The sequence below is a fragment of the Capnocytophaga sp. oral taxon 326 str. F0382 genome (assembly GCF_000318295.1).
GTDB classification, from domain to species: Bacteria; Bacteroidota; Bacteroidia; order Flavobacteriales; family Flavobacteriaceae; genus Capnocytophaga; species Capnocytophaga periodontitidis.
This window is the reverse complement of sequence record NZ_KB291378.1, coordinates 29,828-49,528: the sequence shown is the minus strand read 5'-3', so window position 1 is coordinate 49,528 and position 19,701 is coordinate 29,828. Positions and strand designations below refer to the sequence as shown.

At 41.1% G+C, this 19,701-nt stretch carries 11 protein-coding genes and 1 riboswitch; of the genes, 2 read left to right on the top strand and 9 right to left on the bottom strand.

Translation table 11 applies throughout. The features are described from left to right. Nucleotides 1-17 precede the first annotated feature (17 nt). Nucleotides 18-443 (top strand): 2TM domain-containing protein, encoded by a 426-nt coding sequence (locus tag HMPREF9073_RS02680; RefSeq protein ID WP_009412441.1) that lies wholly within the window; start codon nt 18-20, stop codon nt 441-443. Between the two features lie 5 nt (nt 444-448). Beyond that, nucleotides 449-937 (top strand): dihydrofolate reductase, encoded by a 489-nt coding sequence (locus tag HMPREF9073_RS02675; protein WP_009412440.1) that lies wholly within the window; start codon nt 449-451, stop codon nt 935-937. Nucleotides 938-951: 14 nt separating this feature from the next. On the opposite strand, the gene HMPREF9073_RS02670 is transcribed toward HMPREF9073_RS02675, so the two are convergent. From HMPREF9073_RS02670 to glgP, 9 genes are all read right to left on the bottom strand, one after another. Further along, complete coding sequence (locus HMPREF9073_RS02670; protein WP_009412439.1) at nt 952-1,470, bottom strand: hypothetical protein; 519 nt, start codon at nt 1,468-1,470, stop codon at nt 952-954. A gap of 298 nt (nt 1,471-1,768) precedes the next feature. Then, on the bottom strand, nt 1,769-2,056 hold the full coding sequence (locus HMPREF9073_RS02665; RefSeq protein ID WP_232212862.1) for a hypothetical protein: 288 nt from the start codon (nt 2,054-2,056) through the stop codon (nt 1,769-1,771). Nucleotides 2,057-2,144: 88 nt separating this feature from the next. After that, nucleotides 2,145-4,307 carry a TonB-dependent receptor gene (locus HMPREF9073_RS02660; RefSeq protein WP_009412437.1) on the bottom strand — a complete coding sequence of 721 codons (2,163 nt, stop codon included), beginning with the start codon at nt 4,305-4,307 and terminating at the stop codon, nt 2,145-2,147. A gap of 96 nt (nt 4,308-4,403) precedes the next feature. Beyond that, nucleotides 4,404-4,494: riboswitch (TPP riboswitch) on the bottom strand. 125 nt (nt 4,495-4,619) lie between these two features. Beyond that, the gene (locus HMPREF9073_RS02655) at nt 4,620-4,931 is read right to left on the bottom strand and encodes a DUF3467 domain-containing protein (RefSeq protein ID WP_009412436.1); all 312 of its coding nucleotides are present in this window, start codon (nt 4,929-4,931) and stop codon (nt 4,620-4,622) included. A 3-nt stretch (nt 4,932-4,934) separates the two neighbouring features. Beyond that, nucleotides 4,935-9,224, bottom strand: coding sequence for a DNA-directed RNA polymerase subunit beta' (gene rpoC / locus HMPREF9073_RS02650; protein ID WP_009412435.1), 4,290 nt, complete (start codon nt 9,222-9,224; stop codon nt 4,935-4,937). Nucleotides 9,225-9,486: 262 nt separating this feature from the next. Continuing rightward, nucleotides 9,487-11,841: a hypothetical protein gene (locus HMPREF9073_RS02645; protein WP_034555206.1), complete on the bottom strand. Its 2,355-nt coding sequence runs from the start codon at nt 11,839-11,841 to the stop codon at nt 9,487-9,489. A 75-nt stretch (nt 11,842-11,916) separates the two neighbouring features. Next, the gene (gene uvrC / locus HMPREF9073_RS02640; protein ID WP_009412432.1) at nt 11,917-13,698 is read right to left on the bottom strand and encodes an excinuclease ABC subunit UvrC; all 1,782 of its coding nucleotides are present in this window, start codon (nt 13,696-13,698) and stop codon (nt 11,917-11,919) included. Nucleotides 13,699-13,800: 102 nt separating this feature from the next. After that, complete coding sequence (locus HMPREF9073_RS02635; RefSeq protein ID WP_009412431.1) at nt 13,801-15,165, bottom strand: OmpA family protein; 1,365 nt, start codon at nt 15,163-15,165, stop codon at nt 13,801-13,803. 203 nt (nt 15,166-15,368) lie between these two features. Continuing rightward, nucleotides 15,369-19,613, bottom strand: a complete 4,245-nt coding sequence (gene glgP, locus HMPREF9073_RS02630) for an alpha-glucan family phosphorylase (RefSeq protein ID WP_009412430.1) — start codon at nt 19,611-19,613, stop codon at nt 15,369-15,371. Nucleotides 19,614-19,701: the final 88 nt, after the last annotated feature.

The window sequence follows — 19,701 nt, the reverse complement described above, 5'->3', positions numbered from 1 at the left end:
TAAAAAGATACATAAAAATGGCAGACACTCAACTCACTCCCGAACAATACGAACTTTTCAAAAATATAGAAAAGCGTCTTAAACAAAAAAGACTTTTGTATATCCATTTTTTTGTAATGGTTTTAGGCTGCATATTTTTTGCAGTAGCCAATAAAGTATTAGACTATGGGGTAGACTACAATTGGTATATATGGGCAAGCCTCCTTTGGCTTTTCCTCTGGCTATGGCACGCGATGAATGTATTTGTTTTTAATCGTTTTTTGGGTAAAGAATGGCAAGAAAAACAACGTGAACATCTCGTTGCTGTTCAACAAAAGAAACTCATTAAAATAGAAGCTGCTGTAGAAAAAGAATTTGCGGCACAAAAGGAACAAGCGCAACGCGAATTAGCAGCTGAACAAACCGCACAAAGTTCTACTTCCAATTCAAATCCTACAGTGTAAATTCTATGATTACTCTTATAGCTGCCGCCGATAAGCACAATGCTTTAGGTAAAGGAAGCGAGTTGCTTTGGCATCTACCAGAAGATTTCAAACATTTCAAATGCCTCACCACAGGGCATTGTATTATTATGGGGAGGAAAACATTTGAGACCTTTCCTAAACTTTTGCCCAATCGTACCCATATAGTGATTACGCGCCAAAAAGACTATGCAAAAGAGGGGATTATCGCAGTAAATTCTTTAGAGGAAGCTATTGCGAAAGCGCTTGCCTTAGACCCCACTCCTTATGTGATTGGAGGGGGTGAAATCTACGCACAAGCACTGCCTATTGCCAATGTGATAGAACTCACTCGTGTAGACCATATTTTCTCCGAAGCTGATGTGTTTTTTCCTGAATTTAACACTGAAGAATGGGAGTTGGTAAGCTCTGAACCTTTTGAAAAAGACGAAAAACACGCTTATAGATTTACTTTTGAGAAATACTTAAAAAGGTAAGAAGTAAGAAATAGTTATTTTATCTCACTTGGATAGACTGTAATATATGAACTCAAACTATCCCAATAATCAGGAGCTCTTTCTATCACAAAAATTTCTTCTTTCCCATCTCCTGTAATATCTATTGCATTACACCCCCATATTTTAGTACGCTCAGTATCTTTTATATAATGGGGTATATTTTTATAATTACAATCGATTTTCACAAAACTGTTTATAGGAACTTGAGTCATTTTTGCCATTTCTCGCAGATATAAGTAATGTTTTTCTGTAGGGACTACCTTTCCTTTTAGAGCAATGGTTGTAGTGCTATCAATGATTATTTTTTCAGAATGGGCTACTCCATAATGTTTTATAATAAGCAAACTGTCATTGATATAAATCTTTGTATCAAACTTTGGATCTCCATAATCACTACAATGAAATGAAAATAGTGGAGTTATAGAATTATCAATCTTGTTCCCTTGTTGTTTAGAGGGGCTATCTGTAGACTCACATAGTACTATAATAACCAAGAATAAGAGTTTTTTCATTGTAAAGTGTTTTATTTTAGGCAAAGATAACAATTAAATTCTATCTAAAAAGTTTTATTTTTTGTGAGGGCGTTTGCAGCACATACTCAGCTATCGCTGACTTTCCTACATAACATATTTCAAAAGTTATTGATAATCAGAGTAATTAACTTTGGAAAAGTGTAGTGGTGCAAATAAAAAAGCTGTCTATTTAGACAGCCTTTTTATTTTATAAAGGTTTTTGTTTTGAACTTCTGAAGTATTGAATTATTACAACTTTCTGTTCCTCAATAACATCATAGTAAACAACAAATCTTGCTTAGCCTCTAAGTTCCATCTTACTTCCATATCTTTCTCTCAATTCTCTATGAAGTTCTTCACTGCTTACAGTCATTCCAAGCCTTGATTGCTCTCTTGCTTTCTCTATTTTCTGTAATTCTTCAGCTGACAATTCATAGTAAAAATCATCCTCCTCATCAATAGGGGCTACTTCTACGTTATATTTTTTAAAAAATGTCTCAAAAGCAGGCAAGTCTGTTTCAGGGAATTTTATATTGTAATTGAGCATTTTCACTCCCTCTTCATTGTAATTAGTGGTTGTTCTCATACATTTCATATTTTTTGCAAAGGTATGAATAATTTACTAATTTACAACTTTCTTACTAGGGCGTTTGCAAAACGCCCCTACAATATACCTAAAAACTGAGCGTTACGCCTGCTAAATAATTCGCTTCGGCAGCGGGGATATACACCATTCCGTAGCCGTTATCGCCGTAAGGAGTGTATTTGGTGTTGAAAATATTATTCCCCATTACCGAAAACAATACCGATTTGAAAGTGTTTTTAGGCTTCCACTCGTATTGCAAACTGAGATTATTTACGAAATAAGCATCGAGCTTTGCTTCTTCTCGTTCGGTGTTATCTACATATTGCGCACCTACATATTTAGAAATCAACCCTATTTGAAAACCCTCAATAGGTATAAAAGTAATCGTATTACCGAGCACTACATCAGGAGAATACGAAATGCGAGTATCACCCCAACTAATAGTGCGAGTGGCTACCTCAGCATCCTGACTCTTATAATCTTTGTTTATATTTTTGCTAAAAGCTACGTTAGGTGACCACAACCAACGCTCTGAGAGTTGCACCATCGCATCGGCTTCAATTCCTGCACGATAGCTCTTACCCACATTCTCACGGATAGGATAACCGGTGCTATTGAGCTTACCTGAAAGCACTAATTGGTCTTCATAGCCCATATAATACCCATTGAGATTCAAACGTACTTTTGGGGTGGTGAGTCGCCAACCGAGGTCGATATCGTTGAGTTTCTCTGCGATAGGTTTTTTAGCATTGGGGTCGTCCTGTAAGGCTTCGTAATAACTCTTGTAATCGGAGCGGTTAGGCTCTTTGGTAGCACGAGCATAAGAGAGGTAAAGGTCGTTGTGCTCATTCAAAAAGAAGGTAAGACCCGCTTTAGGGTTGAAACTGTTAAGGCTTTCGTCTATTTTGTATTTATTCGCTTTATACCCTACGTAACGGAATTGTACATCGGCAAACAGGCTCCATTTAGGGGCAAATTGCCAAGTGAGTTTGCTATAACCTGCCGCTTCTTCTTTGGTGTTGAGTCCTTCGTAACTATAACGATTGCCATACACAAAAGACGCTTTTTCTGCCCATAGCAAATCTTTGTAATGCGAGCCTTCATAGCGATTGAGCAATCCTCCAAAGAGCAGTTGTACATCGTTTTTCTGATAGTTCGCCGAAAAAGTAGTACCCCAGAAATCGTTGTTCAATCCTTGTTGGTGAATGATGTATGCTTCTTGTTCCTTGCCAGCCCCGTCGAGTACTTTGGGCAAGCCTACCTTAGAATATTTTTTCTTCTCATAGTTCTCCCAATATCCTTTACCTTTGGTGTAGTGGAAGGAAAGTTGCGTATGCCACGCAGTATTCCACTGTTGCGTCCAGTGCAGTTGGGCGTGGTCTTGCTGGTAATTATCGGTTTCGTTGTCGTAGAAACGTTTGTTACCAGTGGCATCTTTATAGGCTCCCGCAGGATTGTAACGACGATTACTATTTAAGGTCTCTTTATCTACTCCTAAATAAGTGAGATACACACTTTGTTTGCCACCAAATACCAATCCTTTGATGAGCGTACCCCCGTGACTATAAGCACCTTGCAAGAAGTACGATTTTAGGTCGGAGGAAGCACGGTCGCGATACCCATCACTTTTGATTACAGAAAAGCGTCCGCTGAGCTCAAAACGGTCGTTGAGCTTTCCCGTAGAAAGTTTGAGGCTGTGTTTGTGAGTATTATAACTGCCGTAGAAGTTAGCAAGCTCTCCTGATGCCTGCTCTTGTACAGCATCGGTGAGGACGTTTAGGCTTGCGCCAAAAGCTCCTGCTCCATTAGAAGAAGTACCTACCCCGCGTTGCAACTGTATACTTTCGGCAGAAGAAGCAAAGTCGGAGAGATTGTACCAAAATACCCCTTGTGATTCGGAGTCGTTGAGCGGTACACCGTTGATAGTAACATTAGTACGGTACAAGTCGCTCCCTCGTACAAACATATTGCTACTACCAAAGCCTGAACCATCTTCGGAATAGCTCACCACATTAGGTAACTGACCTAACAACAAAGGCAATTGCTGACCGAAATTTTTGGTCTTGATTTCCTCCTTAGAGAGGTTAGAAAAGGTTACGGGAAGTTTTTTGGTAGCCCTCACGGATGATACTAATACTTCTTCTAACTGAATGGGCTTAGGTGAAGGGCCGATAGAGTCAGGCTCTATTGCCTGTTGTGCCATTGCCGATGTAGTAAGGCAAATAGCAGTGTACAAAAGTACATTTTTCATTGTAAAATAAATATTTACAAATAAAAGAGGCTATTATTTGGTGTGTTAATAAAATAAAAAAAGCCTGTTTATGCTACCCAAAAGCAAAAACAAGCTCCAATTGCTTAGTTTCATTCCTTCAACGGGATTATCCGTTCAAGTTCAATGGGTATAATCTCAGCCTGTTACAGCACCCCTTATGAGACGGCGCAAAAGTACAAAATAATTACGAAATACGAATGATGAATGACGAAAAAAATTGCCAAAGATGTGAGCCATACGGGCTGTTTACATCTTTGGCAAAGTATTATTAGCTTGTTAGCTATTCGTTAATTAGGCTTGTCCGGTTATGCCAAACAGAGGGATAGCGTGACGGTCGTCGCTGTTAGAGATTGCTCCATTAGCTTGTTCAAACTTTTGGATATTATCATCTAAAGCAAATAGCAATCGTTTGGCGTGCTCAGGGGTAAGGATAATGCGACTGCGCACTTTTCCTTTAGGCATCCCTGGCATTACGCTCACAAAATCTACTACAAACTCGGTAGACGAGTGGTTGATAATCGCCAAATTAGAGTACACTCCTTTAGCAATTTTATCGTCGAGCTCGATGCTCAATTGTCCTTCTTTTTCTTCTACTTCGTCCATTGTTTATCGTGATTTTTTCTTTTCGACTACAGATTGTTCCATATCCGCTTTAGATCCGACGATGATTTTCTCGTATTCTTTAAGTCCGGTACCAGCAGGAATACGGTGACCAACGATTACGTTTTCTTTCAAGCCATCGAGGGTATCTATTTTACCACTTACTGCTGCTTCGTTCAACACTTTAGTAGTTTCTTGGAAAGAAGCTGCTGAGATGAACGATTTGGTTTGCAATGAAGCGCGTGTAATACCTTGTAACACTGGCATAGCGGTAGCAGGGATGATATCGCGAGCGATAACCAAATTCTTATCGGAGCGTTTAAGGAGTGAGTTTTCATCGCGCAATTCGCGGAGGCTCACTATTTGTCCTGCTTGTAAGTTTTCGGAGTCACCAGCATCTTCTACTACTTTTTTACCGAATAGGCGGTCGTTTTCTTCGATAAAGTCGTCTTTGTGAACCAACTGACCTTCGAGGTAGAGGGTATCTCCTGGGTCTTGAATTTCGACTTTACGCATCATTTGGCGAACGATTACTTCAAAGTGTTTATCGTTGATTTTCACCCCTTGGAGACGGTATACCTCTTGTACTTCGTTTACTAAGTACTGTTGTACTGCTGAAGGTCCTTTGATACGCAAGATATCATCAGGAGTTACAGAACCATCGGAGAGCGGTTTACCTGCACGTACAAAGTCGTTTTCTTGTACCAAGATTTGGCTTGAAAGTTTTACTAAGTACTTGCGTTCCTCACCTGAACGAGAAGTAACGATAACCTCTTTATTACCACGTTTGATTTTACCGAATGATACTACCCCGTCGATTTCGGATACGATAGCAGGGTTCGATGGGTTACGTGCTTCGAAGAGCTCGGTAACACGAGGAAGACCTCCTGTGATATCCCCAGCTTTGGCAGAGCTACGCGGTATTTTCACGAGTACTTTACCTTCTTCAATTTTGCTATTGTTATCCACCATAATGTGAGCTCCCACAGGCAAGTTATAAGAACGTAGTGTTTCGCCGTTTTTATCAACGATAAGCAAGGTAGGAATCAGTTTTTTATTACGTGATTCAACAATCACTTTTTCTTGGAAGCCTGTTTGCTCGTCGATTTCTACTTGGTAAGTAACCCCTTGTTCTATATCTTCGTAAGCGATTTTACCAGAATATTCGGAGATGATTACGGCGTTGTACGGATCCCATTGGAAGAGCAAAGTGCCTTTTTTCACTTCTTCTTTGTCTTTTACAAAGATGTGAGCTCCATAAGGGATATCGTGTGTTTGAAGCACCATTTTAGTAGTGGGGTCAAGAACACGGAGTTCAGAAGAACGAACCACCACATCTACAGGGTTTTGTTCATTATCTTTACCGCTTACCACACGCAAATCTTCTACTTCGATGATACCATCGAAACGCGCTTCGGTTTTGTTTTCTTCGGATACGTTACCGGCAACCCCACCCGCGTGGAAAGTACGCAAGGTAAGCTGAGTACCAGGCTCACCGATAGATTGGGCAGCAACTACCCCTACGGCTTCCCCTTTCTGTACCATACGACCGGTAGAAAGGTTTCGACCGTAACATTTTGCACAAATACCGTGTTTAGCTTCACAGGTAAGTGCAGAGCGCACTTCTATCATATCAATAGGAGCGGCTTCTATTTTATCTACTATTTTTTCAGTAATTTCTTCACCAGCACCCACAATGAGTTCTTCGGTGAGAGGGTTGTAGACATCGTGGAGCGACACACGTCCTAAAACGCGCTCGCCAAGAGTTTCTACTACTTCCTCGTTCTTTTTGAGGGCACGTACTTCTACCCCGCGCAAGGTACCACAATCTTCGGTGTTGATGATTACGTCTTGAGATACATCGACCAAACGACGAGTTAAGTAACCTGCGTCGGCAGTTTTCAAAGCAGTATCGGCAAGACCTTTACGAGCCCCGTGGGTAGAGATGAAGTACTCGAGGATTGACAAACCTTCTTTAAAGTTTGACAAGATAGGGTTCTCGATGATTTCGCCCCCTCCAACGCTTGATTTTTTAGGTTTAGCCATCAAACCACGCATACCGGTAAGCTGACGAATCTGTTCTTTAGAACCACGCGCTCCGGAGTCAAGCATCATATACACAGAGTTGAATCCTTGTTGATCGGTACTAATGCGTTTCATCGCCAATTCGGTGAGTTGTGCATTGGTAGATGTCCACACGTCAATCACTTGGTTATAACGTTCGTTATTGGTGATGAGCCCCATATTATAGTTCATCATAATACCATCAACGAGACCGTTAGCTTCAGCAATCATATCGGCTTTTTCTTGTGGGATGATGATATCCCCTAAACTGAATGACAATCCACCTTTGAAGGCAAAACGGTACCCCATATTCTTGATTTTATCCAAGAAGTCACCTGTTACAGGGATGCTGGTTGCTTTGAGGATACGACCGATGATGTCGCGGAGAGATTTTTTAGTAAGTACTTCGTTTACATAGCCCACTTCCAAAGGCACGAGCTCGTTGAAGAGCACACGCCCAGTAGTAGTTTCTACTACGGGGTAATACACATTGCCATTTTCGTCGAGGTCGCGTACTTTCACTTTGATGAAAGCGTTGAGGCTCAATTTGCCTTCGTTGTAAGCGATATTTACCTCTTCGGCAGAATAGAAAGTGAGACCTTCGCCTTTGACAGGATACTCAGGGGTAGATTTACGACCTTTGGTGATGTAGTAAAGCCCCAAGACCATATCTTGTGAAGGTACCGTAATAGGTGAACCATTGGCAGGGTTGAGGATATTGTGAGAAGCCAACATCAAGAGTTGAGCTTCGAGGATAGCCTCAGGACCAAGAGGCAAGTGCACCGCCATCTGGTCACCGTCGAAGTCGGCATTGAACGCTGTACACACCAATGGGTGCAACTGGATAGCTTTCCCCTCGATGAGTTTAGGCTGGAATGCCTGAATACCCAAACGGTGCAATGTAGGGGCACGGTTGAGGAGGACAGGGTGACCTTTGATCACATTCTCCAAGATGTCCCATACTACAGGTTCTTTTTTGTCGATGATTTTTTTAGCTGATTTTACCGTTTTTACGATACCGCGCTCGATGAGCTTACGGATTACAAACGGTTTATAGAGTTCGGCTGCCATATTCTTGGGCAAACCACATTCATACATTTTGAGTTCAGGACCTACCACAATAACGGAACGCGCAGAGTAGTCCACACGTTTACCGAGGAGGTTCTGACGGAAACGCCCTTGTTTACCTTTCAATGAGTCGGAAAGGGATTTGAGCGGACGGTTAGATTCGGTTTTTACCGCTGATGATTTACGAGTGTTATCGAAGAGTGAATCAACAGACTCTTGCAACATACGTTTTTCGTTGCGCAAAATCACATCAGGTGCTTTGATTTCCATCAAGCGTTTGAGGCGGTTGTTGCGGATGATTACACGGCGGTATAAGTCGTTGAGGTCGGAAGTTGCAAAACGACCTCCATCGAGCGGTACCAATGGGCGCAATTCAGGTGGGATTACAGGAATCACCTTCATTATCATCCATTCAGGTTTATTTTCGCGGTTTTTTTGAGATTCGCGGAACGCTTCTACCACTTGTAAGCGTTTGAGCGCTTCGGTTTTGCGTTGTTTAGAACTTTCGTTGTTAGCTTTGTGGCGCAAGTCGTAAGAAAGTGCATCTAAATCCAAACGTTCGAGGAGTTCGAGGAGACACTCAGCTCCCATTTTAGCGATAAACTTATTGGGATCGGTATCTTCTAAGTATTGGTTATCAGCGGGAAGACTCTCGGTAATAGCGAGGTATTCTTCTTCTGAAAGGAAGTCTAAGTATTGTAAATCTTCACCTTCTGGGCCTTTGGCAATCCCAGGTTGGATAACTACATAGCGCTCGTAGTAGATAATCATATCCAACTTTTTGGAAGGGAGCCCTAACAAATAGCCGATTTTGTTAGGTAGTGAGCGGAAATACCAAATGTGAGCGATAGGCACTACGAGGTTGATATGACCCACTCTTTCGCGGCGTACTTTTTTTTCGGTAACTTCGACGCCACAACGGTCGCAAACGATACCTTTATAGCGAATGCGTTTGTATTTACCACAAGCACATTCATAGTCCTTTACGGGACCGAAAATACGCTCACAAAACAACCCGTCGCGTTCAGGTTTGTGAGTACGGTAGTTGATAGTTTCGGGTTTAGTAACCTCGCCGCGTGAAACGGCTAAAATAGATTCGGGGGAGGCTAAACCGATCGAAATTTTATCAAATTTAGGAACAGCTGTTGTTTTTTCTCTTGCCATATTGTTATGGTGAATATAATAAGTTTATGTGGCCTCATTGGGGAGTCCCCACGAAGCCTATTTACAAAATATCGTGCAAAATTACTACTATTTTTTGAAACGGCAATAGTTTTTTAGAAATATTTTTTAAAAAAGTTTTTAAGTAGTTGAGGGTTGGGGAATTAGCAAATTAGAGAATTAGGGAATTAGCAAATTAGGGAATTACTGTAAGGCAAGAGGAATTCTCAGAATTATCGCAGTTATCAAAGTAAAGGTAATTGATCTACTCATTAGCGAATTGTTTCATTGTGTACAATATCAATTCGGTAGTGCTTTTTTCGGTGACTACCCAAATAGACTTATCGTAATCTACATCTATAGCGATGGGAGAAATAGACTCTACGGGAAAATCTTTTAGCAAGTTGCCTTTTTCGTCGTATAGGTAAGCTTTTTGAGTATTCTGTTCGGTTACTGATACGTAGTTCATTCCGCGAATGCGAAACAATTTAGGACGGCTATACTTACCTTCGGGGAGTTCGATACGCTGATTACCGATAGTGAGTATATTTCCTGAAAGTGAGGTAAGTACATAGCGGTTGCCGCCCCAATAAAAAGGTTCGGTAAGCGATAGGTTTTTGCGGGTCATTCCACCTTTTTCGTCTATAGAGATAAGCGTACCATCACTATTAGTGAACATAAAGAGGTCACCTAACACCAAAGGCGGATTGTTAGAAAAACTATAGGTGCCTTTCACTGTAATACGCTGCTCGCCATTGCGGTGCAAAATGTTGAAAGTGCCATTGTTAGATGAGTAAATGAGATAGTCTTTTCCATTGAAACGATAGTGTTTAGGGGTAAACAAAGGTTTTCCATTAGCGCGCTGGTTAAAGCCTTTCACTTCTTGACCTTTCTTATCTAAAAGATGAAGAGTATTACCTTCGGCAAATAGGAATCGATATTCACGATTACTTTCGTAATCAAAGACTTCTAAGGGGGTGATAGGATTTTTATACTGCAAAGGGAAAGGGGCTACCTCCTTGCCATTGCGATCGACGACCCAAATAGATTTTTCGGTAGTGAAAGCCATTTGCAGGAAGCCATTTTTAAATAAATCTACTTGATAAATAGGGCTTTGTATTTTTCCGTCTAAGCGTTTTTTCCACAATAGTGAGCCGTTGTTACCTATGAGATAAAGGTAGTTATTCTCATCTTGCACAGCGATTTCCAATCGTTTGGTGCGGTGATTTAAGAGAATGACGGGCTCGCTTGCCATAACATCGTCTAAGGCAAAGCGGAAACGCTCGCGCATCTCATCAGAAAGGGTGCTTTCAGTTTGTTTTTCACTTACAAAATTCAGCACGTAATAGTCGTTTTGAGGTGTTTGTTGGAAGAGAGCCCAACGGTAATTTTCGGCTATTGCAGGAAAACGACTGCTAAATGAAGGGTTGTCGTAAAGATTGGCAATGCGCGAAAAAGTAACATTTGAAGCACTATTTTCTTCTAATAACCCAAAGGCTTTATTTGCTGATAGCACATTACCTCGCTGCATATCGTTCACTACAGAGATAAGTAGTTCTTTGGTTTTGGTGAGTACCAATTGCTTTTGATAGACACCTGCATAACGCGGAATAAAATCTTTTACAAATGAAGTGAAGAAACCGACGGGCAGGTCGGGGTTGAGCTCGTACATCGGGAAGTTGTATTGGAAATCCTCGGAGAGCACGGGTAGCTGTTGGAGGGTTTCGTCTACATCAAATGAGGAAACAACTGCAAATTGACCTTCGGTTACGCGCCCAAAAGCAACCCCATTGATAGAAGTTCTAAAGGGACTTTCTTGTGCTATACTGTCGTTTTGTGTTAGTTTTTCGGCATCATCAAAAGTGTAAGCACTGATGCTGAGCACACGGGCAGGCATTAGGCTTAGCGCATTGTTTTGATAGGGGACAGTGTGGAGCATCACATCGGTATTTGCCTCTTTATCAATAGTAGTTACCCCGTTGAGACGCACATTATTTTCTTCTAAAAAGAGATCAAAAGCTACCCAATTTTTGCAATTAGCAAGTAGTTTTTCACCAAAGAAAGGTTCGAAATAATCATTGGCGGCGTTTTTTTGCAAAAACAGATTTGCCACGCATTCAGTACCGCTAATTTGTTGTAGTTTTTCTAAATCTTGTTGAGAATTGCTCTTGTTTTGTTTGTTTAAAGAGGTGTATTCTGAAAGTTTTTCGCCATCGCTGATGAGCAAGTAATCACCATAAATTGTATAGAACCACTCTTTGCCAAACAAGGCTTGTTTTTGCACTTGTGCAGAGGCGTTTTTCCAAGTAGCTGATTTCTCGTTATTATCTTTTTTACAAATAAAGAAACAATCCCCTTCGGTAGAAAAAGCTACCCATATATCATCATTTACGGGTAAAATTCCTAAGAGTTTTACTTCGTGCAAGCGCAATGTACGAGGGTTATGTGCTTTCCAAAAGCTATTGTTCGTAAGGGCACTCAGGAAGTTGTCGCGGTTGTTGATATGATAGATGAGCTCGGTATTTTCGGGAAAAGTAAAAGGGGTGAGGGTTGCTTTTTTTTCTTTAGAAGTACAAGCAACCAAAAAGAGCAAGGTTATTATGTAGAAACAATACTTCACTACTTAAAATTATTGATGATGAAAGTGCAAAGATATGTAATAATTGGCAAATTAGCAAATTAGAAAATTAGCGAATTACGGATGATGAAAATACTCATAGACTTTTTTTCCTCTAAAACCTACGACCTTTGTGAGTTCTTCTAATGTAGCCTCACGGATGCGTTTTACGGATTTGAAGTGTTGGAGGAGCGTTTCTTTGGTTTTATCGCCTATCCCCCCTACCCCATCGAGTTCGGATACGATAGCTGATTTGCTGCGTTTTTGACGGTGGAACGTAATACCAAAACGGTGTGCTTCGTCACGCAATTGCTGAATTACACGCAGAGTTTCGGAACGCTTATCTAAATACAAAGGGACACTATCTTCAGGAAAATAAATTTCCTCTAAACGTTTAGCAATGCCTATAATGGCTATCTTACCGCGCAATTCTAACTGTTCTAAGGCTTTTAGAGCTGATGAGAGTTGCCCTTTACCTCCATCAATGATTATAAGTTGAGGCAGCGGTTGCTGTTCGTCTAACAAACGGCGGTAACGGCGGTAGACAGCTTCTTCCATAGAAGCAAAATCGTTAGGCCCTTCAACGGTTTTTACATTGAAATGGCGATAGTCCTTTTTACTTGGTTTGGCATTTTTAAAGACTACACAAGCCGATACAGGGTTCGTACCCTGAATATTAGAGTTATCGAAACACTCTATATGCACAGGAGGGACTGAGAGGTGCAAATCGCGTTGCATCTGGGTAAGGATGCGGTTTGTATGGCGTTCAGGGTCTACTATTTTTTCTTGTTTGAACCTATCTTGACGGAAGTGTTTGGCATTGCGCAAAGAGAGTTCCAAAAGTTGTTTTTTCTCACCTGCTTTAGGGATGGTGGCTTGCAAACCGTCGGGAAGGGGTACTTCAAAGGGTACGATAATTTCCTTAGATACAGAGAAGAAGCGTTCGCGAATATCAATAATAGCATATTCTAAAAGCTCTCTATCAGTCTCGTCCAATTTCTTTTTAATCTCCAAAGTATGAGCGCGCACAATCGCTCCATAAGCCACTTGCAAGAAATTTACATACCCATATTCTTCATCGGAAACGATAGAGAATACATCGACATTGGTAATTTTACTACTTACAATGGTAGATTTAGCTTGGTAGTTTTCTAAACTTTGTATTTTCTGTTTGATGAGATGCGCTTCTTCAAAACGCATTTCGGTAGCTAATGTCATCATTTCTTCTTTGAAGTGCTTAAGCGCGTCTTTGAAATTTCCTTTGAGAATTTCGACTATTTGCTGGATATTATTATTATAATCTTGTTCGCTTTGGTATCCTTCACAAGGTCCTTTGCAATTTTTTAGATGGTATTCCAAACACACTTTAAACTTGTGATTAGCTATGTTTTGGGGTAACAAATCGTAGTTGCAATTGCGCAAGGGAAAGAGTTCTTTTATCAAATCTAAAAGTGTATGCACCGTTTTCATACTGGTATAGGGGCCGAAATACAAGGATCCGTCTTTCACTACTCGCCGTGTGGAGAAGACACGAGGAAAGCGTTCTTTTTTCACGCATATCCACGGATAGCTTTTATCGTCCTTTAAAAGAATGTTGTAGCGAGGTTGGTATTTTTTAATAAGGTTGTTTTCGAGTAGTAAAGCATCGCTTTCGGTAGCTACCACGATGTGCTCAATACGTACGATTTTGCGCACCAAAATGCGTGTTTTAGCATTATCGTGTTCTTTTTGGAAATAAGAGGAGACGCGTTTTTTGAGATTGACAGCTTTGCCTACATAGATAAGGGTATCGGAGGCGTCATAAAACTGGTAGACGCCAGGGTTATTAGGCAAGGTTTGCAATTGGATATCTATGGACATAGGGGTTAAGGGATAGAGGTTAGGGGTTAGAGATAGAAAAGAGGCTACCGAAAGTGGCAGCCTCTTTTTTTTGGTTTTATAAAGATAAAAACGTTCCTAAAACTATTTTACCAAGTTGATTTCAACGCGGCGGTTAAGTTCTCTACCTTTCTTAGTTTTGTTAGAAGCGATAGGTTTTTCAGGACCAAAACCTTTAGCAGAAAGGCGATCAGGGTTGATACCTTTATCAATTAAGTAAGCTTTAACTGAATAAGCTCTATCTTCAGAAAGTTTTTGGTTTTTAGCTTTGTTACCACTTGTATCAGTATAACCTTCTACTGAGAATTTAGCGTTTTTGTATTCGTTCAATACTTCAACGATATTGTTCAATACAGTAGCTGATTCAGGACGGATAGTAGCTTTGTTTACATCGAACAAGATAGTTTTTGCGAAGTCGTTCAATTTCTTTTGAACTTCTTGAGTTACTTCAGGGCAACCGTTGTTAGAAGCAGGACCTGGTTTATCAACGCATTCATCGTCTTTATCAAGTACACCGTCACCATCGGTATCAGGCCAAGGGCAACCGTTGTTTTCTTTAGGACCAGCAACATCTTTACATTGGTCTACGTTATCAGCAACACCGTCACCATCAGTATCAGGGCAACCGTTGAATTCTGGTTTACCAGCTTCGTCTGGGCAAGCATCATCTTTATCAGCGATACCGTCACCATCTCTATCTGGGCAACCTTTTAATTCAGGAAGACCAGCTTCATCTGGACAAGCGTCGTCTTTATCAGCAATACCATCGTTATCGCGGTCAGGACAACCGTTCAATTCTTTTTTACCTGGTTCGTCTGGACAAAGGTCATCTTTATCGGCTACGCCATCTTTATCGCGGTCTTTTTTACCGAATTTAATGGTAATACCAGCAGCGTGTTGGAAGTAGTCTTCTTGAGAATCAGATTTGAAAGTTGGGTTGTAGGCAGTTTGCAAGTTGATACCGATGTTTTCGGTAAACCAGAAGTTTACACCACCGCCGCCTAAAGCGCGGAATTTACCTTCGTTATCGATAGCGGCATATCCACCACCTACTTGTAAGAATGGGTCAAACCATCTTGCGGCTTTCCAAAGAGAGTTCAAGTGGTATTTCACAGCTAAATTGGCAGCCCAAAAAGACAAATCTACTTTATTGTCAAGATCTTTGCTATAACCGAAACCTTTTTCGATTTTGTTCAATGATCCAGATAATTCAGCAGAGAAACCGGCACCAATGTATCTACCTACAGAAAGACGAGAAACAGCGGGAAGGATGTTGATATCACTTGGTCCACCCCAGTCTTTCATCAAGTCCCCAAAAGCATCTGGAGTACGTATATCAACTGTATTTACTCCAAATCCTATCTGCCAAGGACTGTTTTCATCTTGCGCTTGAACTCCTACTGAAAAAGCAGCAGCCAAAGCAAATAAAGTTAATTTGATTTTCTTCATACTTAAAAATGAATTTTGATTACTATTTAAATTTGGGGGCAAATATAAGTATTATTTTAATATCTATAAATTTTTAAGGTTATTTTTTTTTGTTAAAATTGATAAGAACTAAAAAAAAGGCTTAAAAACAGAGTGTTTAAAACAGTATTATATTTTGCCTCGTTTGTTGTTATTTACTTGATTACGAATTAATTAAAAATGTTTTACAACCATTTTACCAAGGCAAAATCTTGGCGGTGTGGCAATAAATTATTTTTAGGGAAAATACGTATTGCTAAGTGTAAAGCACCAGGATATTCGGAAGCTATCTCTAATTGATAGGTAGCTTTATTACCTTCTTGAGCTACTACAGAGAACTCACTAGTAGAGAGGACTTTAAACTTATCGTCTTTTTGTTGAGCGACGACGAGTTCTACACCTACATCTTCAGGGCGCAATTCGCCTAATTCTAAAGTAATTTCGCCTCTATAGTTTTTACCTATAGAGATGAGTTGTTCGTTTCGATTAGGGACTTTGAAATTGACTACCTTTATATTATCCCATTCTTGGGTTACTTTTCGTTTCCAATTAGAGAGCTCGATAGCCGTTACAAACTGATTGTCTTTCAGTTTATTTACGCGTTCGGTCATAGGGTAATAGTATTGGTTTTCGTAATCGGTGAGCATACGCGTAGTGGTAAAGTTTACCGCTACTTTGGCGATTGTATTTTTGATAAAGGCGCACCAGCGAGATGAAACACCATCTTTATTCTTATCGTAGAATATAGGTGCAATTTCGTCTTCGATGATATTATAAATGGTTTCAGCGTCCATTTCGTCCTGATATTGTTGGTTTTCGTAGGAACGTTCCATTGGCAGTGCCCAACCGGCATCTTCGCGGTAGCCTTCTACCCACCAACCATCGAGTACGCTGAAGTGCATAGTACCATTCATTGCTGCCTTTTCACCACTGGTTCCTGAAGCTTCGAGCGGACGTGTAGGGGTGTTCATCCATACGTCGACTCCTTGTACCATGTGGCGTGCAAGTTCCATATCGTAGTTAGGGATGAACAATATTTTACCTAAGAATTGTGGTAATTTAGAGATTTCGACAATATTTTTAATCAAATCTTGTCCTGCTTTATCGGCAGGGTGAGCTTTACCAGCGAATATGAATTGTACAGGGCGTTCAGGATTATTTACGATTTTATCTAAACGTTCTATATTGGTAAAGAGCAAGTGTGCGCGTTTGTAGGTCGCAAAGCGGCGTGCAAAACCAATGGTAAGGATGTCCTCGCGCAAGTTTTCTTTGATTTCGACTAATTGGCGAGGAGAGAAATAGGGAGTATTTTTCTCTAAGCGCAATTTTTGTTCGACGCGGCGCAAGAGTTTAGAGCGGAGGGCTGTTTTGATTTCCCACACGCGTTGATCGGATACTTTGTAGATACCTTCAAAGCTCTTAGGGTCGTAGTGGTGAGTTTTGTAGTCTTTACCAAAGACTTCGTTTTCCACTTCTTTCCAGAGACCGGCTGTCCAGGTAGGTTGGTGTACTCCGTTGGTCACATAGCTAATATGCGATTCTTCAGGCATATAGCCAGGCCACAAATCTTTGAGGATTTCTTTGCTCACCTCACCGTGTAGCCAGCTCACGCCATTGACTTCCTGAGAGAGGTTGGCGGCGAGGTTACTCATTGAGAATTTCTCGTGAGGGTCGCTCAGGTTGATTTTACCGAGAGCGAGGATTTGTTCCCAATTCACGTGCAATTTATCGGTATAATTACCGAGATAAGCGCGCAATAAACCTTCTTCAAAAGCATCGTGACCTGCAGGTACAGGAGTGTGCGTAGTGAAGAGAGAAGAAGCGCGTACCACCTCCATTGCCTCAGAGAAAGTAAGGTTGTTGTGTTCGATAAATTCGCTAAGACGTTCCAAACCGATGAAAGCAGCGTGTCCTTCGTTGCAGTGGTAAATATCACTATCGATACCTAATTTTCGCAACATTTTGATACCGCCTAAGCCTAAGAGCATTTCCTGTTTGAGTCGGTTTTCCCAGTCGCCACCGTACAAGTGGTGTGTGATAGAACGGTCGTCTTCTCGGTTATTTTCGAAATCGGTATCGAGGAGATAGAGTTCTATACGACCTACATCAACGCGCCATACGCGGGCATAGAGGGTACGCCCAGGGAGCTCGATAGAGATCACTATCCACTTACCTGTTTCGGGGTCGAATACAGGAGTTACAGGGATTTTAGAGAAATCTTGAGCCTCGTAGTCGGCTTCTTGGTTACCTGCTGAGGAGAGTTTTTGGGTGAAATAGCCATAGCGGTATAGCAATCCAACCCCAGTGATTTTTGTAGCTTTGTCGCTGGCTTCTTTCAGATAGTCGCCCGCCAAGATACCCAGACCTCCTGAGTAGATTTTCAAAGAAGAGTGCAAGCCATATTCCATACTAAAATATGAAATAGAGGGGCTTACCATTTCGGCTTTTTTAGCCATATATTCCTGAAAATCACCATATACTTTAGAGAGGTTACGCATAAAAACAGTATCGTTTTCCAACTCTTTGTAACGAGAGAGGGAGATGCTATCGAGTAGAGCGATAGGGTTTTTGCGCACTTCTATCCATTTTGCTTTATCAATATATTTGAACACCTCGTAAGCCTCATCATTCCAGCACCACCAAAGGTTTTTAGCGAGTTCTTCAAGGGGTTGCAAGGCTTCAGGGATGGCGCGGTGGATAATCACACTACGCCAATTAGGAGTGTTTACCACTTTGGATTTTTCTAAATAAGCTATGCCATCGGTTTCTACCGGAGGGAGGCTTTCTACTCTATCCTCTATATTTTCGAGGGTAAGTTCGTAACATTTGATATAATACTGTACTAAGTTTTTCCAAAGGGCGATTTCAGAGACTTTAGCGGCAGTTTCGCGCAAAGCTTGGAAATCGTCGTCTTTGCTATCTAATAGATTTTGTATGTTTTTAGCGATGGCACCTACTACTTCGCCATAGTTGCTATCGGTACGATTGACTACTTCTATAGCTTTTTGTTTTTGAGGATAGTAGTCGTTTACCCACTTGCCAAATCCTGCTAAAGTAGTGGTGATGGTAGGTACTTTGAAAGCCAAACTTTCGAGCGGGGTATAGCCCCAAGGCTCATAGTAAGAAGGGAAAGCGGTACCATCGATACCGAGTAGCAAATCGTAATAAGAGAGGTTGAATACGCCGTCGTTACCATTGAGGTAGCTTGGGCAGAAAATCACTTTCACCTTATCTTCTTTACGGTTGAAGAGTTGTTGTTCGTTGATGCGTTTTACAATGGCATCGTTATAGACATCGGGGAGGATGTGAGTGAGATGTTTTTGTTCGTTAGGGGTTGTTTGTTCGGGACATTGGAGGTTATTGAGCAATCCTTGGTTAGGAGCGTCGTAGGCTGTAGGGATAAGTATATAAGCCAAGAGCTCTTTTTTGTTTTTAGGGTTGCGATTGAGAGCACCTAAGGCATCAATAAAGGCATCGATTCCTTTGTTGCGGAACTCATAACGACCGCTGATAGCAACGATTTTGGTATTCTCACTAATGGGTTGAGTTACCAACGCTTGTGCGACGTTGATGAGGCGTTCTTTAGCTATTTTGCGTTTTTTATCGAAATCTTTATCGTCGGGGACAATAGCATCGTTGAAGCCATTAGGAGTGATGATATCGGTTTTTCTACTGAGGAAATGCTGAGCTTCTTGAGCAGTAATTTCGCTTACAGTAGTGAAGCAATCGGCAACTTTAGTAGTTTCTTTTTCGAGGAAGTGTTTGTGTTGTACCCCGAAACGATAAGCCATTTCTTCGGGGTTGTAGTTTTTCATATCGTTGTAGAGGGGGTAGCCATTGCCAGCGATAGCACGACCTACGACGGTGGCGTGAGTAGTGAAAACAGAGCCTATTTTAGGCATAGTTTCTTCGAGATAGAGCAAGGCGCTACCAGTCATCCATTCGTGGAAGTGGCAAATTACGTTTTCGCGTGAGGCCGTATTGAACTTCACAAAACTTTCGATTACCTTTCCAACGGCATATCCAAAGAGCACTGATTCTACATAATCCCAGGGGCTACTGAAAGAGTCGAGTTTATAGTTATCCCAATAGTAGCGCAAGATATCGTTTTTAGCGCTCATATAATGAGAGAAATCAACAAGGAGGACGATGGGGTTACCTTCAATTTTCCAATTACCGACACGCACGCGCAAACCTTCGGAGGCAGCTTTAGTGCGCCAAGATTTGAAGAGTTCGGGGTTTTCTACAAACTCTTTATTTTCGTTGTGTTGCCAAATATCAGGACCAATCAAGATGTATTTACTTCTGAATTTTTTGGCAATAGCAGGGGCTTTAGTAGCGATAACGGTGTGGATACCGCCAACTTTGTTGCACACTTCCCAACTGGTTTCGAACACATAGTCGGGATTGAATTTCTTTGTCATACTCATTATATTTAGTGGCTAGTTTTTAGTGGTAAGGTGTTAGGTGACAGGAGTCAAGTGGCAGTTAATGTTCTGTTTATACAAAATATGTTGC

Coding starts and splice junctions, on each gene's coding strand:
- HMPREF9073_RS02670 (WP_009412439.1), bottom strand. CDS start 1,470: ATGAAAAAACTCTTATTCTTGGTTATTATAGTACTATGTGAGTCTACA.
- HMPREF9073_RS02665 (WP_232212862.1), bottom strand. CDS start 2,056: ATGAGAACAACCACTAATTACAATGAAGAGGGAGTGAAAATGCTCAAT.
- rpoC (WP_009412435.1), bottom strand. CDS start 9,224: ATGGCAAGAGAAAAAACAACAGCTGTTCCTAAATTTGATAAAATTTCG.
- HMPREF9073_RS02660 (WP_009412437.1), bottom strand. CDS start 4,307: ATGAAAAATGTACTTTTGTACACTGCTATTTGCCTTACTACATCGGCA.
- uvrC (WP_009412432.1), bottom strand. CDS start 13,698: ATGTCCATAGATATCCAATTGCAAACCTTGCCTAATAACCCTGGCGTC.
- HMPREF9073_RS02635 (WP_009412431.1), bottom strand. CDS start 15,165: ATGAAGAAAATCAAATTAACTTTATTTGCTTTGGCTGCTGCTTTTTCA.
- HMPREF9073_RS02655 (WP_009412436.1), bottom strand. CDS start 4,931: ATGGACGAAGTAGAAGAAAAAGAAGGACAATTGAGCATCGAGCTCGAC.
- HMPREF9073_RS02680 (WP_009412441.1), top strand. CDS start 18: ATGGCAGACACTCAACTCACTCCCGAACAATACGAACTTTTCAAAAAT.
- HMPREF9073_RS02675 (WP_009412440.1), top strand. CDS start 449: ATGATTACTCTTATAGCTGCCGCCGATAAGCACAATGCTTTAGGTAAA.
- glgP (WP_009412430.1), bottom strand. CDS start 19,613: ATGAGTATGACAAAGAAATTCAATCCCGACTATGTGTTCGAAACCAGT.